Source organism: Aeromonas bestiarum (assembly GCF_028751155.1).
Lineage (GTDB): Bacteria > Pseudomonadota > Gammaproteobacteria > Enterobacterales > Aeromonadaceae > Aeromonas > Aeromonas bestiarum.
Window position 1 is genome coordinate 2,364,709 of sequence record NZ_CP064746.1, and the last position, 16,009, is coordinate 2,380,717.

The 16,009-nt window shown below is 54.4% G+C and carries 16 protein-coding genes and 1 pseudogene; 3 read left to right on the top strand and 14 right to left on the bottom strand.

Features of this window, described 5'->3' with window-relative positions; translation table 11 throughout:
• The first annotated feature begins 62 nt into the window (after nucleotides 1-62).
• Nucleotides 63-1,493, top strand: coding sequence for a 16S rRNA (cytosine(1407)-C(5))-methyltransferase RsmF (gene rsmF, locus IU367_RS11025; protein WP_274454376.1), 1,431 nt, complete (start codon nucleotides 63-65; stop codon nucleotides 1,491-1,493).
• Nucleotides 1,494-1,705: 212 nt separating this feature from the next.
• Here the strand turns inward: rsmF and IU367_RS11030 are convergent, their stop codons facing one another.
• Entirely contained in the window at nucleotides 1,706-1,978 is a 273-nt protein-coding gene (locus IU367_RS11030) for a RepB family protein (protein WP_274454320.1), read from the bottom strand.
• A 269-nt stretch (nucleotides 1,979-2,247) separates the two neighbouring features.
• Here IU367_RS11030 and IU367_RS11035 point away from each other — a divergent pair.
• Nucleotides 2,248-3,606, top strand: a pseudogene (locus tag IU367_RS11035) (ISNCY family transposase); the annotation flags it as partial.
• A 233-nt stretch (nucleotides 3,607-3,839) separates the two neighbouring features.
• Entirely contained in the window at nucleotides 3,840-4,586 is a 747-nt protein-coding gene (locus tag IU367_RS11040; RefSeq protein WP_274454322.1) for a hypothetical protein, read from the top strand.
• A gap of 28 nt (nucleotides 4,587-4,614) precedes the next feature.
• On the opposite strand, the gene IU367_RS11045 is transcribed toward IU367_RS11040, so the two are convergent.
• The 13 genes from IU367_RS11045 to fabD form a co-directional block, all read right to left on the bottom strand.
• The gene (locus IU367_RS11045) at nucleotides 4,615-4,776 is read right to left on the bottom strand and encodes a helix-turn-helix domain-containing transcriptional regulator (protein ID WP_274454324.1); all 162 of its coding nucleotides are present in this window, start codon (nucleotides 4,774-4,776) and stop codon (nucleotides 4,615-4,617) included.
• A 12-nt stretch (nucleotides 4,777-4,788) separates the two neighbouring features.
• Nucleotides 4,789-5,346 carry a hypothetical protein gene (locus tag IU367_RS11050; protein WP_274454325.1) on the bottom strand — a complete coding sequence of 186 codons (558 nt, stop codon included), beginning with the start codon at nucleotides 5,344-5,346 and terminating at the stop codon, nucleotides 4,789-4,791.
• 461 nt (nucleotides 5,347-5,807) lie between these two features.
• Nucleotides 5,808-6,872 (bottom strand): serine hydrolase domain-containing protein, encoded by a 1,065-nt coding sequence (locus tag IU367_RS11055; RefSeq protein WP_274454326.1) that lies wholly within the window; start codon nucleotides 6,870-6,872, stop codon nucleotides 5,808-5,810.
• 156 nt (nucleotides 6,873-7,028) lie between these two features.
• Nucleotides 7,029-7,970, bottom strand: a complete 942-nt coding sequence (locus IU367_RS11060; protein ID WP_274454327.1) for a site-specific integrase — start codon at nucleotides 7,968-7,970, stop codon at nucleotides 7,029-7,031.
• 373 nt (nucleotides 7,971-8,343) lie between these two features.
• Entirely contained in the window at nucleotides 8,344-9,123 is a 780-nt protein-coding gene (locus IU367_RS11065; protein ID WP_274454328.1) for a TatD family hydrolase, read from the bottom strand.
• Between the two features lie 25 nt (nucleotides 9,124-9,148).
• Complete coding sequence (holB, locus tag IU367_RS11070; RefSeq protein ID WP_274454330.1) at nucleotides 9,149-10,096, bottom strand: DNA polymerase III subunit delta'; 948 nt, start codon at nucleotides 10,094-10,096, stop codon at nucleotides 9,149-9,151.
• The gene (gene tmk, locus IU367_RS11075; RefSeq protein ID WP_274454331.1) at nucleotides 10,081-10,722 is read right to left on the bottom strand and encodes a dTMP kinase; all 642 of its coding nucleotides are present in this window, start codon (nucleotides 10,720-10,722) and stop codon (nucleotides 10,081-10,083) included. Before tmk ends, holB begins: the two co-directional genes overlap by 16 nt.
• Nucleotides 10,722-11,723: an endolytic transglycosylase MltG gene (mltG, locus tag IU367_RS11080; RefSeq protein WP_043555702.1), complete on the bottom strand. Its 1,002-nt coding sequence runs from the start codon at nucleotides 11,721-11,723 to the stop codon at nucleotides 10,722-10,724. Before mltG ends, tmk begins: the two co-directional genes overlap by 1 nt.
• Nucleotides 11,713-12,567: an aminodeoxychorismate lyase gene (pabC, locus tag IU367_RS11085; protein WP_274451881.1), complete on the bottom strand. Its 855-nt coding sequence runs from the start codon at nucleotides 12,565-12,567 to the stop codon at nucleotides 11,713-11,715. Before pabC ends, mltG begins: the two co-directional genes overlap by 11 nt.
• 20 nt (nucleotides 12,568-12,587) lie before the next feature.
• Entirely contained in the window at nucleotides 12,588-13,829 is a 1,242-nt protein-coding gene (gene fabF, locus IU367_RS11090) for a beta-ketoacyl-ACP synthase II (protein WP_241324953.1), read from the bottom strand.
• An 81-nt stretch (nucleotides 13,830-13,910) separates the two neighbouring features.
• Nucleotides 13,911-14,147, bottom strand: a complete 237-nt coding sequence (gene acpP / locus IU367_RS11095) for an acyl carrier protein (RefSeq protein ID WP_005300909.1) — start codon at nucleotides 14,145-14,147, stop codon at nucleotides 13,911-13,913.
• A 157-nt stretch (nucleotides 14,148-14,304) separates the two neighbouring features.
• A complete protein-coding gene (fabG, locus tag IU367_RS11100; RefSeq protein ID WP_043555697.1) occupies nucleotides 14,305-15,039 on the bottom strand; it encodes a 3-oxoacyl-ACP reductase FabG in 735 nt (244 codons plus the stop codon).
• Nucleotides 15,040-15,052: 13 nt separating this feature from the next.
• The gene (gene fabD, locus IU367_RS11105; protein WP_274451882.1) at nucleotides 15,053-15,988 is read right to left on the bottom strand and encodes an ACP S-malonyltransferase; all 936 of its coding nucleotides are present in this window, start codon (nucleotides 15,986-15,988) and stop codon (nucleotides 15,053-15,055) included.
• Nucleotides 15,989-16,009: the final 21 nt, after the last annotated feature.

Consider the following 16,009-nt stretch of genomic DNA (forward strand, 5'->3'; position numbering starts at 1 on the left):
AAGAATATTCCTGGCCCTGTGATAAGATGTCGCCCCTCTTTTTGGGTCAGCGAGACGGCACAGTGCACGACAATACCTACCTTCCCGATCACTTCTTGCACCATATTGCGGCCATCATGCCGGCGCATCTCACCATGGATGCGTTCGTGGCCAGCTGCCGGCGCCCACTGCGCCGCAGCATACGGGTCAATACCCTGAAGATTTCGGTGCCCGCATTTGTCGAACAGATGCAACCGCTGGGCTGGCAGCTTGAGCCCGTACCCTGGTGCGAGACCGGCTTCTGGCTGAGTCGCAGCGACGAGAGCGTGCCCCTTGGCAATACCGCGGAACACCTGAGTGGCCTCTTCTATATCCAGGAAGCGAGTTCCATGCTGCCGGTGACGGCGCTATTTGCCAGCGCTCAGGTCAAGCGGGATGGCATGCTGCTGGACGCCGCCGCCGCCCCCGGCTCCAAGACTACCCAGATCGCGGCCTTGATGAACAACCAGGGCATGCTGGTTGCCAATGAATATTCCAGCAGCCGGCTCAAGGTGCTCAGCGCCAACATTCAGCGCTGCGGCGTGACCAATGTGGGCATGACCCACTTCGATGCCAAGGTGTTTGGCCAGTGGTTGCCGGAGACCTTCGACGCCATACTGCTCGACGCCCCCTGCTCCGGCGAAGGAACGGTACGCAAGGATGAAGACGCCCTGCGCAACTGGAGCATCGAGAGCATCGATGAGATTGCGGCCGTGCAGCAAGGGCTGCTGGAGAGCGCCTTTCATGCCCTGAAGCCCGGTGGCGTGCTGGTCTACTCCACTTGCACCTTGAGCGAACAGGAGAACCAGGCGGTCTGTCAGTCTTTGCTGGACAAGTTCGGCGATGCCCTGAGCGTTGACTCGCTGGCCGACCTGTTCCCCCATGCGGAGCAGGCCTGTACACCCGAAGGATATCTGCACGTTTGGCCCCAGATCTTCGACAGTGAGGGCTTTTTCGCCGCCAGATTGCGCAAGCATCACTCTGTGCCCAACACCATGTTCAAGCCGGGCAAACTCGGCAAGTTCCCCTTCTCGCCCCTGCCGGCCAAAGAGGCCGAGCCCATGTTGCGCGAGATTGAAGCCAATTTTGGTGTGGCCCCCCTGGGGCAGTTGTTTGGTCGCAATGACGAGATCTGGCTGTTCCCTCACCTGTTTGGGCAGGTGCAAGGCAAGCTGCGGTTCGATCGCATCGGCATCAAGCTGGCGGAGACCTTCAAGAAGGGTTATCGCCTCACCCATGAGTGGGCGCTGGCCTATGGCGACAAGGCCACGCTCGGAATTATCGAACTCGACAGCGCCAATGCACGGGAGTTCATGATGGGGCGGGATGTCTGGCCAGCGCAGGAAGCCGGCTCGGGTGAGGTGATAGTTCGTTATCAGGGTCATACCCTGGGCATGGGGAAATGGGTTGGCAGCCGGGTCAAGAATGCCCTGCCCCGCGAGTTGGTGCGCGACAACAATCTGTTCGGCGCCTGAGTGCGTGATGACTCGCGTCTGATCGAGTCTTGAAAACCCACACTCGGGTTGAACTTTTGCTCGGATCTTGAAAAGCCTTGAGCCTTGTCTAAGCTTAAGGCTATCCGAACACCAGTTAGCGCACGGCTCTGCAAGGAGCCAATTCCCCTATGCCAGGTACAAGGAATTCGTACCTGGCTTTTTTTATGTCCGCACGTTCAGTTTCCCGTCTCTCACTCGAGTGCCTCAGCCATCTCTTGCTCAACCTGGGGTTGGGATGACAGCTCATGTTGATAGAGCAGATCGATCGCCTGCTCGATGAGCGAAGCCTGACTGTCTTCGAGGTGCAACCCCAACGCCTGCAGCCGCTCTGCGTGACGATTGCTGATCCAGCACTGCAACCGGCTGTGGGTTTCCTGTTTACGCTTCACATGTTGGCGCTGCCGCTCGGCATTGTTGTACGGGGTCGCCTCTTGGGCCTCATTCACGTTTATTTCCTGGCTCATATGACCTTGCAATTTTCTTCTTTAACGTTTGTTATCTCTAACCTGTGGCGCATTGTTGCCTGAACAAGAGGACTCTCCCCTCTCATCGAGAATCTTGGCAAAGCGCGATAAATATATCATCAGATCAACAAGATGAAATTTAACATAAAAAATGCATAAGCGCGGTTGGTGTGTAAGCGTTAAGTAGTAATGTCATGTTTAAGACAAATTGAAGTGTCACTCTGGGTTGCTAAGCTGGTTAGTTACCGACCATGCCAAGGGCATCCCTGATGAGACGCAACGAGATCTGGTTTAGCATGAGAGAAATCGACCGGCTCAAGACTATCCAAGCAATCGTGGATGGCCATCTAACAGCAAGCATCGGGGCCCAGCGGTTGGACTTATCCGTTCGCCAAATTTACCGATTAGTCGATCGGTATAAGTTATCCGGGCCACCGGGGCTGCGTTCACAACATATTGGCAAGCCCAGCAATCATCAGCTGCCCGTTGGTGTGAAGGAGCGTGCCGGACGGCTCATTTTACAGCATTACCCTGATTTTGGGCCAACATTAGCCGCTGAGAAGTTGGCTGAGCTACATGGCATCCATCTGGCCATCGGCACGGTTCGCCAGATGATGATCGATCTGGGGTTGTGGGTGCCGCGTCGGCAGCGTCTCCCAAGGATCCAACAACCTCGCTATCGGCGAGCCTGCTTTGGTGAGCTTATCCAAATTGACGGCTGTGATCATCGCTGGTTTGAAGAGCGGGCCCCAGCCTGTACCGCCATCGTGTTTGTGGACGATGCGACCAGCCAGATCACCGCTCTGCGTTTTGTACATTCCGAGTCTACCTTCGCCTACTTTGGTACACTGCGCGATCACCTGGTAGCTCACGGCAGGCCGCTGGCATTTTACAGCGACAAAGCCAGCGTGTTCAGGGTCAATCACAAATCGGTACGAGGAGAGGGACAAACACAGTTTGCCCGCGCTCTGAACGATCTCAACATCGATGGCTTCTGTGCACACAGCAGTGCGGCCAAGGGCCGCGTAGAGCGAGCACACTTGACCTTGCAGGACAGGTTGGTCAAGGAGTTGAGATTGGCGGGGATCAGCTCGATTAACGATGCCAACGCATGGCTACCGGGCTTCATCGTTGATTACAACCAGCGTTTCGGTAAAGCCCCTTTACATGAGTTGGATGTGCATCGGCCTTTAGGCCCACAGGACGATCTGGAGCACACGCTGATCTGGAAGGAGCCGAGACAGGTATCCAAGCGGCTTACGACCCAGTATGACAAGGTGCAATACCTGCTGCTCGATACCCCCGCCCAGCGCCGCCTGATCGGTCGAGAAATCATGGTGTACCACTATTGCGATGATCGGGTTGAGTTACGTGGGCCAGAGGGTGAGCTCCTGGAATACTACATCAATGATCATTTAGCGCCTGTGAATCAGGGGGCCATTGTCGATAACAAGCGGCTTGGCCATGTTCTGCAAATGGCGCAGGAAGTGCAAACCATGCGCGATGATGTGCGCTCACGCAGCTTGCCAGCCAGCCCGACGACGAACCGGAGGCGTGGGCCACATCCTGATAAGGTAAAACCCAATAGGCTAGGAGAAGAGCAGTATTACAAGGCGCTGATGGAAGTCAGCGGTGAACGGATGGAGGCGCAATCAGATAGGCCAGAGCTGGCAGACATTGCGAATGATGAAGCTATTCCAAAACTGATAAAACGGAAACGAGGAAGGCCACAGATCACCGGCCCACGGAATGACCCCCCTTCGCCAGCCGTCGCGGCAGCTGTTTGTCTGTGGCAACAGCGGACTCAAAAATAGAGTATTATGTACCCCGTTATTGGGATGGTTTTATAAAGGATGCAGACATGGCAAGGCTTACATTTCCTATTTTTATCCATCTTTGGGAAACCACCTCGTCAGTTGCAATCATGAAAATGCTTGCTGAGCAGGCCGAAAGGAATGTGGAACTGGCTATTAAAGAGGCTGAGTTGCCTGGTGCTGTCATGGAAGGGAAATATTCGGATGAAGTCACGAATGAGTATGGTATAAATTACGAATTTATGCAGACGTATTACACATGTGGTTCATGTATTGGTCATGACTATGATGAAGTCAAATCAGAATACATACATTTAATCACCCAGCTCACTCGACGCTCAGCATTTCTTACTATATTTGGCCTTTTTGAAGACCGTATGGGGAAATGCTTAGAGCTTATGAAAAAACTATCTGGATATACAGGAGAAATGAAAGGTGGGGTGATTGAGAAGACTCACTTTATTTTAAAGGAAGTCATTGGTGGTGAAAATATTGCAGATGTAGATCATCTTACAGTTATTAGAAATGTAATGGCACATAGTGATGGTGTTGCTTATGATTATAAAAGTATATCTACTACAAAAAGTAAGAAAAATGATCGTCAGAAAAGGTTACTACGAGCGATACGCAGGGCTGAGGCGGAAAATGCAGGCATATCAGTTAATTACTTAAACTATGTACTCATGAATGAACGGTTTTTGATGTATACCGTTGATGAGATTCAGCGATATGTTAATAACGTCGAAGCCGCAGTCCAGACCTATTACAAAAATGAGAGCGATAGCCCTTTGTAAGAGCGGCGACGTAAGTATCACTCATCACTTACGTTGGTTCATCTCTGCCTCTGGCCTCTTCTATATCACTGAGGACGAAAGTGAGTAAATAGGGGTCTTCTTCCTCAATAGCTGCGTTGAGATAGGCTGTTCTTTCAGCTTCGCTGATCAAGTAATCAGCGGGCTCGAATGGGGTAAACTCTTCTTTCATATTTTCCTACACTCAAAAAACATCCTCAGTCGGGGCTCCTTCAGCCAAGAGCTCTAGGTAGCATTCCAAATTGTCTTTGATCTTCTCAAATACCCTAGGAAAATAACTCGATAGCTCTTGAAAATTTGGATTATCCGATTCAGGGCCGTGGTGATAACGACGCATATGGTCAAGGATTTTATGTCTTTCCTCTGTGGTAAGAGTCGTAAGTGGATTTGATGCATTATAGCCATGAAAGTTCGAAAGATGAATAAAGGCACAGCCAAATCGATAGACAGAGCTAGCCCAACCACCAAATTTATCTGATATTTCGACCATCTGAGCATCAGTAACTTTTCTCAGCTTCCCTTTTGGTGTAGAAACTTTCCATTGCTTACCGCTAACGGTGCATTCCATGAGTCTATTTCTTTCTTCTAGATCTGATATAGATAACAGATAAAGAACCCTAATTAAAGAATCAAGTTCCTGCCTAAGAATCGACATCATAGAGCCAGGAAGGTCATGTATACGAGAAAATGCTATGCCATGTTCATCTGAACGTGATTTTATCAGCTTTATGAATTCGTGCATGTTTGCTCTCGCTCAGTTCCAAATGAATTTAATGTATAAATGTTAGCACAGCAAGTAGCGTTGGTTTGCATTGTAAAAATTCCGCGCGAGCGATCAAAATTGTGAGACTCCTGTGGCCCTTCATTATACTTCTGTTGTCGTGACTCTTTACTCAGCACTTCCTCTATTCTATGACATTTCTATTTGACGGAATTCACGACATTTCAATTAGTTTTTGACAGTATCTGTCAGCCCCAGATTGTAATCTCCCTATTGGGTTGATTTGAAGTTGCGCTGTAGGTCTACCCTCTATCATCAAGGATGACTGCTTGTACCCATCTTGAAGGGGTGTTCACCTACGTTTATGGATGAGGCAACCGGCCAGATCACGGCTCTGTGTTTTGTGCTCATTCCGGCTTGAACAAGGGCCTGACCTTGAAGGTCTGTTGCTAAATTCCCCCCCTATGGGAATGTAAGCGGATTCAGGTTGATGCAGGGCTAAATCCCAAATCAGTGAGCAAATGCTGGACCATTGGCCAGCCATCGAGGGAGTTAATCATAATCGAAATTCCTTTATTTTCTCTCGGGATTAAACTCAGCTGTGCAATAAATCCCTCTGTTTGGCCTGCGTGACTGAGACATAAATTGCCATTCTTTTGGTTACAAAACCAACCCAAGCCAACAAATGAATCTTCGGATATATCCGGCGTCTGGGGTTGAACCATTGACTCCAGTGTATCTTGGGATAAGCCAAGTGTGGAGGGATTCCCCTGTAATGTGTTGATCACTTCCATACCCAAGGTAGCTAAGTCCAGGGCTGTGCTCCATAACCCTGCCGCAGCCATTTCAGGGTAAATATGATATCCACCTGTTACTTGATGACCATTAATATCATGTCCTATTGTCATCTTTTCGCTTAATTCGGATGGCAATGACTGTTGATAGGTACTGTTATTCATTCCGGTTGGTTCCAGAATGAGAGCACGCATCAATGATGGAAAATCTTGTTGCAACAGATCCATCACGGCTTTCTGTGCAATGGTAGTTCCACCACCAGAGTATTGGAATGACTGTCCTGGTTGACCAATGATGCCAACTTTTCCCGTGTTTGCCGGGTATTCTCCATTAAGAATGTTGATCAATTCTGGTAGTGGGGCTGTCAGGTTATATCCAGGGAAACTGGTGATAGAAATTCCAGCAGAATGACTCAGTATCTGACGGATAGTTGCCGTGCTGTTTTTATCATTCAGGTCTTCAAGTTGCCAATTACGTAAATACTGATTGACGTCAGCATCCAGATTGAGAATCCCCTGAGTAGCAAGCTTCATGACGGCCAATGAAAAAATCGTTTTGCTGATTGAACCTGCTTGAAATATGCGCGGTTCACGATATTGAGTGATACAACCCGCTTGGTCTACTTCGATATTTACCTCTTCAAATCTGGATAAATCATCAAATTTGCAAACCGAAATGCAAAGTGGAAATGTATGATGGTTGCCCAAGGAGTTTTTGAACATCCCCTTACTTATGTAATCATTAATGTTCATATCTACTCTTTGATGTTTAAAATGACGATGCGCTGCCTATCTAATTTTACCCAGATATCGAACATCTGGACATTCTTTTCCTTTGTGTCATCAAGAGCAGCGGAGAACACATCGGGCTCTCCATCCTCATAACATCAGAAACAGTGAAGACCTGTGTCACAACAATCCATCCAGTGCGTGATCGGAGAATTTATGGGCGTCGTCGAAATACTCCTGCAGGGTACGCATATCCTTGTGGCGAGTCACCTCGATGATCTTGTTCATGGGTTTGCCGGCGGTGACGGCCGAGGTGATGAATCCCCGTCGCAGGCTGTGACCACTGACATAGAGATCGTCGATGGCCTGGCCGGTGCGCCGCTTGATCATCAGGTTTATCCCCTGGGGACCGAGGGGTTCCGACATAAGCTGACCCCAGCGGTTCATGCGACGAAACAGCGCCCCCTCGCCGATCCGGCTTTTTTTAAGCCAGGAGTGCAGCGCCGAGACAGGGCAATATTGCTTGCCGGGTATGAGCGCTATCTCGGTTTCATGGAGCTGATGCTTGCTCGGCTTGAGTCGAAGCCGGATCCCCTGCCCCACAAAATTGAGATCGCTGACCTCGATTCTGGCCGCCTCCGAGCGGCGCAGAGCCCCGCTGAACATCAACAGCAGCAGAGTGTGATCCCGTAAACCGGCCAGACTGGAAGTATCGATTTCATCGAGTACCCTGGCCAAGGGTTGCAGGGTCAGCGCCCCGGTCTTGCGCTTGCGGTTATCGCCAAGGCGCACTATGCCGCGCATCATCTCCTTGATTTCGGCATGTTCGGTCGGCATGGGATGGATGCCCTTCTGCTTGAAGGCGTAGCGGATCCCGGCTAGTCGCCTCACCAGGGTCGCAGGTTTGCGAGGCTCGCCGTTGCGCAGTTCCCCCTTGCCCTCTTCCTTGTCCAGCCAGACCCAGTCCGCCAATATGCCATCGGCCTGATCTGCCAGAAAGTTCATGATGTCGTGATGGGTGGTTTGCAGTGGATCCAGCCCATGCAGCTGGCACCAGAACACGAAGATACGGGTGTCAGCCTGATAGGCATTGAGGGTTGAATCCGCCTTGGCACTGCGCAAGAAGCGTCTCGCCCGGCTATTGAGCTGAGGATCGAACACAGTCTGTAATGACTGATGAGCGGAGGGAGCAAGGGTCGGATAAGCCACGTAAGCCTATGATTCAATATGAAGTTTAGGAGGATCTTACAGGATCCTTCATATACATCAAGTATCGATAATGAATATTATCGATACTTATAGAGGCCTTGATTAAACCCTTTGAACCTCGATGATCACCTGCAGCAACATCATTTTTAATTGCCTGTTTATCAGCCATAGCATTGCGCTGACATTCATGTGAGTGAGAGATAACAGCTGGCGTAGGCAATGCTGATGAGGGGAAGTATGCGGAAGATTTGAAATTAAGAGGCCCCGTTATCCGGGGCCTCGTCTTCTATTTTTTTGCTAACTTGAACAATTCGAAGAAGTTGTGACTTGTCGCTTCCGCCAGCTCGGCCAGCGGGATCTGGCGAAGGTCGGCAACAAATTGGGCAACATCGCGTACGAAGGCGGGTTCGTTCTCCCTCCCCCGATGAGGAACGGGGGCAAGATAGGGAGAGTCCGTTTCGACCAGCAAGCGCGCCAGCGGCAACGCCTTGACCACGGCTTGCAGCGCGGACGCATTCTTGAAGGTCGCTATACCGGAAATGGAAATATAAAAGCCCATTTCCATGGCGGCCTGGGCCATCTCCAGGGATTCGGTGAAACAGTGCAACACACCACCCACCTGGTCGGCGCCCTCTTCACGCATGATCTGCAGGGTATCTTGCTGGGCATCACGGGTGTGTATGATCAGCGGCTTGTTCAAGGCGCGGGCGACCCGGATATGTTCGCGGAAGGAGGCTTGCTGTACCTCCTTGTTTTCCGGCGAGTAGAAGTAGTCGAGCCCGGTTTCCCCTATGGCCACCACCCTTTCATCGCTGGCCTGCGTCAGCAACAGCTCGGCATCGACACCGGGTTCCTGATTGAGCGGATGCACGCCACAGGAAGCAAACACCTGGGGATAAGGGGCGATCGCCGCCAGCATGGTCGGGAATTGTGCCTGGGTGACGCTCACACACAGAAAGTATCCCACGTCCTGCTGCGCGGCCTTGGCCAGCACATCGGCCATGTCGGTCTGCTTGCTGCCATAGCTGAGGCGATCGAGGTGGCAATGGGAATCAACGAGTAACATAAAGAACCTTTGCGTCTTGTCAGTGTTATAACCAGCGGCTGAGCCAGTTCATCAGATGAATGGTGGGATTGGAGAGCTGGCCAGGTTGGCAGGCGGCCTTGAGCGCCACGAGCTGCTGCTCCGCCTCCAGCAATTTTTCGCTGGAGTTGCCTTCGGCCAACTGCTGGCTGAGGGCCGCCAGATCCGGCATCGCCAGCTGATGATGACCACAGCCGGCCTGAGTCTTGAGTGCATCGCACAAGAACAGCTGCAACCAGTGCAGTCTGACCTGGGTTTCATCCGCCAGCTGGCTGCAGACATGGGTGGCCCGGGTCGGGGTCTGTGACAGGGAGACGAAACTCTCCAGCAATTCCCGACGTTTGCCGTCCTGCTGCTCGTCGATGTAGCGCAGCACCCGCAGCGGGGCCCCCTGACAGATCCGCACCTGGGCCAATGTGGCCTGATGACCCTGCTCGGCCAGCCAGCGAACCGTCTCACCTTCCGTCGGCAACTGGCAGACATGCTTGTGGCAGCGACTCAAAATGGTGGGCAACAGACGGGAAACCTGGGAGGCGATCAGCAACAAGAGACTGTCGCCGGCCGGCTCCTCCAGGGTTTTCAGCAAGGCGTTGGCGGCTGACTCCGTCATGCGCTCCGCATCCGGGATGATCACCACCTTGCCACGGCCGAGCTGGGCCGAGTTCTGCAAGCGAGCACAGATCTCGCGAATGGCCTCGACCCCTATAGTCTTGCTGTCAGCAGGCAGGGTGCCGAGATCCGGGTGATGACCCTTGTCAAGCAGCTGGCAGGAGTGGCACTGGCCGCAGGGTTCCCCCCGATCCGGTTGCTGGCAGAGGTGCAAGCGCGCCAATCGTTCTGCAAGCTGCTCCTTGCCAAGCCCTGGATCGCCGAGCAGCAGCCAGGCATGGCCAAGCCGACCGGCCTGGGCCGTCTGGCTCAGGGCATGCCAGTCCGGGATCAACCAGGGATACATGAGGGATCATCTTTCAGGTAGTGGGCCAATACTTTCTCGATGGCCGCTTTGACCTGATCCGGGGTTTGTCCGGCATCGATCACCCGGATGGAATCATCCCTGGCGGCCAGTTCGAGATAACGGCTCCGAGTGCGCTCGAAGAAGCTGAGCTGCTCGAGCTCGATCCTGTCCAGCTCGCCGCGATGACGGGCACGCTGCAAACCAAGGGCAGGATCGATATCGAGATAGAGGGTGAGATCCGGCTTGAAGTCACCGAGCACCGCCTGCTTGATGGCACCGATGAGCCCCGCATCTATGCCACGCCCGCCGCCCTGATAGGCCTGGGAGGAGAGATCGTGACGATCCCCCACCACCCAGCGACCCTCAGCCAGTGCCGGTTTGATCCGGGTTTCGACCAGTTGCACCCGGGAGGCATACATCAGCAGCAACTCGGCTTCTATGGTGAGGCGCTCGTCGTGAACTTCCTTGACGATGGCACGCATCCGCTCGGCCAGCGGGGTTCCCCCCGGCTCACGGGTGCATTCGATCTGGTCTATGCCGTGGCGTTGCAGATAATCGGTGACATAACGCACCGCGGAGCTCTTCCCTGCCCCTTCCAGTCCTTCAATCACAATAAATTTAGACATTAGGGCTTCTTCAATATGTATTCGCGAACCGCCCGATTGTGTTCATCGAGGGTCTTGGAGAAATAGTGGGCACCGCCCCCCTTGGCGACAAAATAGAGATAGTCGGTCGACTTGGGGTTGAGCGCTGCTTCGATGGAAGCCTTGCCCGGCATGGCGATGGGCGTGGGCGGCAGGCCGTCGATCACATAGGTGTTGTACGGATTCACGTCCGTCAGATCGCTGCGGCGGATATTGCCATCGTAACGATCCTTGACCCCGTAGATGACGGTGGGATCTGTCTGCAGCTTCATGCCAAGGCGCAGGCGGTTGACGAACACGGAGGCGATCTGCGCCCGCTCGTCTGGCTGACCCGTCTCTTTCTCGATGATGGAGGCCATGATCAGCGCCTCATAAGGGGTCTTGTAGGGCAGATTGGCCTGGCGATTGTCCCAACTCTGTTGCAGGAAAGCTCTCATGTCCTGATAGGCACGACGCAGGATCGAGATGTCACTGGCATGGGTGGTATAGGCGTAAGTTTCCGGCAGGAACCAGCCCTCCAGCTTGCCATTGTCGATGCCAAGCTCCTGGGCCAGGTCGGCTTCAGATTGCTCCACTGTCAGCCGTTCCAGATAGGGCGCGCCGGAGAGCTGCTTCAGCCAATCCTCGAAACGGGAACCCTCGACGAAGGTGAGGCTGAAGTGAAACTCCTTGCCGGAGGCAAACAGGGAGAGGGTCTCCTTGAGTGGCGCCCCTTCCTTGATTTCATAGGTGCCCGACTTGATGGCAACCAGCTCGGGATGGCCTCGCAGCCAGAGTCGCACCGCCCAGGGGCTGGATTCCCCCTCCCCCAGCTCGGCGATCAAACGCGCCGCGTGGGCTCCCTTCTCGACGGTAAAGAGGCGCGTCGGCCCCTTGTTGGTGAGCGTCTCCACCTGCTGCCATTTGTAATGTACATAGCCCCCGGCCACGGCAACTGTCAGTGCCGCGCCCGCGAGCAGGGTGTAAAGCCGATTAAACTTCAATGACCAAACGCTCCTGTAAACGGCGGATCAATACCGGGCTGGGATACTGGGTATCCCCGATGCCGCTCACCGGCACTATGCCCATCAGGGTATTGGTCAGCCATACCTCTTCGGCCTGCCACAGTGACTCCAACGGAGCCTCCACGACACGCAGTTCAATACTCATCTGTTTTAGCATCCCCATCACGTGTCGCCGCATGATGCCATCAATACCGCAGTGAGAAAGATCCGGTGTAAACACCGTCTTGCCACGGCGCCAAAACAGATTGGCACTGACACCTTCTACCAGAAATCCGCGACTGTTCAAGACTATACCTTCGACTCCCGAACGCGCCGCAAGTTCGCTTTTCAGCAACACCTGCTCCAGCCGGTTCAGGGTCTTGAGTCCGGCCAGCATGGGAGCGTCACCGAGCCGTTGCTGACAAACCAGCAGTGGAATACCGTTTTGCTGCCAGCCCTGATAGTGGCTCGGGTAATCCGCAAGGGAGACGATCCGGGTCGGCGTCTGGCAGTCGCTGCCGTCATAGCCTCGGCCACCTGTGCCACGGGTCAGCATCACCTTGGCGACAGCCTGCGTCTGGCCGGCGGCAAGCTGCGCCACCTCGCGGGTCAGGGTTGACCAGTCCATCTCGGCAAACCCGAGTCTGACACTGGCCTGCTGCAGGCGCGCCAGATGGGCCGGCCACCAGACAACCTGACCATGCTTGATCAGCATGGTGGTGAAATGACCATCCCCATAGGCCAGCCCACGATCCCTGGCGGACACAGCATCTGTCTGCATTCCATTGATAAGCAAAAGGATCCCTCCGATAAAAAAGGCCCGATACTGACGTATCGGGCCCATACTGTCCGCCCTGGGGCGAATTATACGCGTTTGAAGATCAGTGAGCCATTGGTGCCACCAAAACCGAAGGAATTGGAGAGCGCATACTCAAAGTGACCGGCTTTGGCCACGTGAGGCACCAGATCCAGATCACACTCTTCATCCGGGTTGTCCAGATTGATGGTGGGCGGTGCCATCTGATCACGCAGCGCCAGCACTGTGATGATGGCTTCGATCGCACCAGCCGCACCCAGCAGATGGCCGGTCATGGACTTGGTGGAGCTGATCATCAGGGCGCTGGCATGCTCGCCAAACACCTGCTTCATGCCGCGCAGCTCGGCCACATCCCCTAGCGGGGTGGAGGTGCCGTGAGCATTGATGTAACCAATCTGCTCGGGGGCAATGCCGGCATCCTTGATGGCGTTCTTCATGGCGCGGGCGCCACCGTTGCCGTCAGCGGGCGGTGCCGTCATGTGATAGGCGTCGCCACTCATGCCAAAGCCAACCAGCTCGGCATAGATCTTGGCGCCACGGGCCCTGGCGTGTTCGTACTCTTCCAGTACCAGCACACCGGCGCCATCACCCAGCACGAAACCGTCGCGATCCTTGTCCCACGGACGGCTTGCCTTTTGCGGCTCGTCGTTGCGGGTAGAGAGCGCCTTGGCCGCCGCGAAACCGCCCATCCCCATCGGGGTGGAGGCTTTCTCGGTACCACCGGCCACCATCACGTCCGCATCACCGTAGGCGATCATGCGGCCGGCCATGCCGATGGCATGGGTACCCGTAGTACAGGCTGTGGTCACGGCTATGTTGGGGCCTTGCAGTCCCTTCATGATGGAGAGATGACCGGACACCATATTGATGATGGTGGACGGTACGAAGAAGGGGCTCAGCTTGCGCGGGCCACCGTTGATCAGGCTGCTGTGGTTCTGTTCGATCAGACCCAGACCGCCGATGCCGGAACCTATGGCCACGCCAACCCGTTCTGCGTTCTCTTCGTTGATCACCAGACCCGAGTCATCCAGTGCCTGGATCCCCGCCGCCACGCCGTACTGGATGAAGGGATCCATCTTGCGGGCTTCTTTGCGGTTGATGCCGTACTGTTCGGGATCAAACTCTTTGACCTGGCCTGCGAAACGGGTCGCAAACTCGCTGGCATCAAAGTGTTCGATGGGAGAAATGCCGCTCTGCCCGTTGAGCAGGGCTTGCCAGCTGGATTCGGCAGTGTTGCCCACCGGGGAAAGCATCCCCAGGCCGGTCACCACGACTCTGCGTTTTGACACTGAGCTAGTCTCCGAGAGCTATTTTGAAAGGGGTAAACATAAAAGAAGCGGCCCTTGGGCCGCTTCTTTCAGAACAGGAACTTATTCCTGATTAGCGGTGATGTAATCGATAGCCGCTTGAACAGTGGTGATCTTCTCGGCTTCTTCATCAGGAATTTCGGTATCGAATTCTTCTTCCAGCGCCATTACCAGTTCAACGGTATCCAAAGAGTCAGCGCCCAGGTCGTCGACGAAGGAGGCAGCGTTTTTAACGTCTTCCTCTTTAACACCCAGTTGTTCGATGATGATTTTCTTTACGCGTTCTTCGATGTTGCTCATGACCTGAATTTTCCTTTAAAAATACGCTATTGCGTCTGGTTGGGGTAGTTTATTCAATTGACGTGAGTTTGCAAGTAGCTTGCCGCTGGTCAAACCACGAAATTCGCCAAACTTCGGCGTACTATCGCAAATTTGAACAGATCTCACGACAAATTGATTACACCATGTACATCCCGCCATTAACATGCAGGGTTTCGCCAGTGATATAGGCGGCGTCATCAGACGCCAAGAATACCACAGCTGCGGCAATTTCTTTTGGATCGCCCAAACGGGCAGCAGGCACCTGATTCATGATGCCGGCACGTTGATCGTCATTCAGGGCACGGGTCATGTCGGTCTCGATGAAACCGGGCGCAACCGCATTCACTGTGATACCACGGGATGCCACTTCCCGTGCCAACGATTTGGTAAAGCCAACCAGGCCCGCCTTGGCGGCGGCATAGTTGACCTGGCCCGCATTGCCCATGGTACCGACCACTGAGCCTATGCTGATGATCCGGCCATGACGCTTCTTCATCATGGCGCGCAATACCGGCTTGCTCAGACGGTACAGTGAGGTGAGATTGGTGTCGATGATTTCATTCCACTCATCATCTTTCATGCGCATCAACAGGTTGTCGCGGGTGATGCCGGCATTGTTGATCAGGATGTCGATCTCGCCAAAGCGTGCCTTGATGGCCGCAAAGACAGTTTCGATGGATTCCGGACTGGTCACGTTCAGTGCCATGCCGCAACCCTGCTCGCCCAGATAGGCGCTGATCGCCTCTGCGCCGCTCTCGCTGGTCGCAGTGCCGACGACTTTTGCGCCACGGGCCGCAAATGTTTCGGCAATCGCCCGGCCGATGCCACGACTGGCACCTGTCACCAACACAACCTTATCGGTAAAACTCATGATCTGCTCCTGTTTACTTGGACTGGGCCAGCGCCAGCTCGAAAGAGGCGGCATCGTTGGCGTGAATGCCTTCCACGCGCTTGTCGATGCGCTTGGCCAACCCGGTCAATACCTTGCCCGGCCCCATCTCGATCTCGAGGGTGACACCCTCATTGGCCATCCGCTCCACCGTCTCGGACCAACGGACCGGACTGAACAGCTGACGCACCAGGGCCTGCTTGATGGCGGCCGGATCCTGTTCACAGGACACGTCGACATTATTGATGACTGCGATGGTTGGAACCTTGATCTCGATCCCGTCCAGCGCAGCCGCCAGTTTTTCTGCCGCCGGTTTCATCAGGGCGCAGTGGGAGGGTACGGAGACCGGCAACGGCAGCGCACGCTTGGCACCAGACTCTTTCATCAAGATGTTGGCGCGCTCAACCGCTTCCTTGTGACCGGCGATCACCACCTGGCCCGGGGAATTGAAGTTGACCGGGGACACGACCTGACCTTGCGCCGCTTTTTCGCAGTTGGCGGCGATGGCCTCGTTGTCCAGACCTATGATGGCGGCCATGGCGCCTGTGCCTTCCGGCACCGCTTCCTGCATGGCCAGACCACGCAGTTCAACCAGTTTGACCGCGTCGCCAAAGGCCAAGGCACCGCTGCACACCAGGGCGGAATATTCCCCCAGGCTGTGACCGGCCATGACGGCGGGGGTTGCCCCACCCTGCTGTTGCCACAAACGCCACAGAGCGACGGAGGCTGTCAGCAGCGCCGGCTGGGTACGCCAGGTCTTGTTCAGATCTTCAACCGGACCATCCATGACCAGGGCAAACAGGTCATAACCCAGCACCTGGCTCGCCTCGGCGAAGGTTTCCTTGATCACGGCGTGCTGCTCGGCCAGCTCGGCCAGCATGCCGACGGTTTGGGAGCCTTGTCCCGGGAAGGCAATGGCAAATTGGGTCATCATTGATTCCTTTAAGGTAAG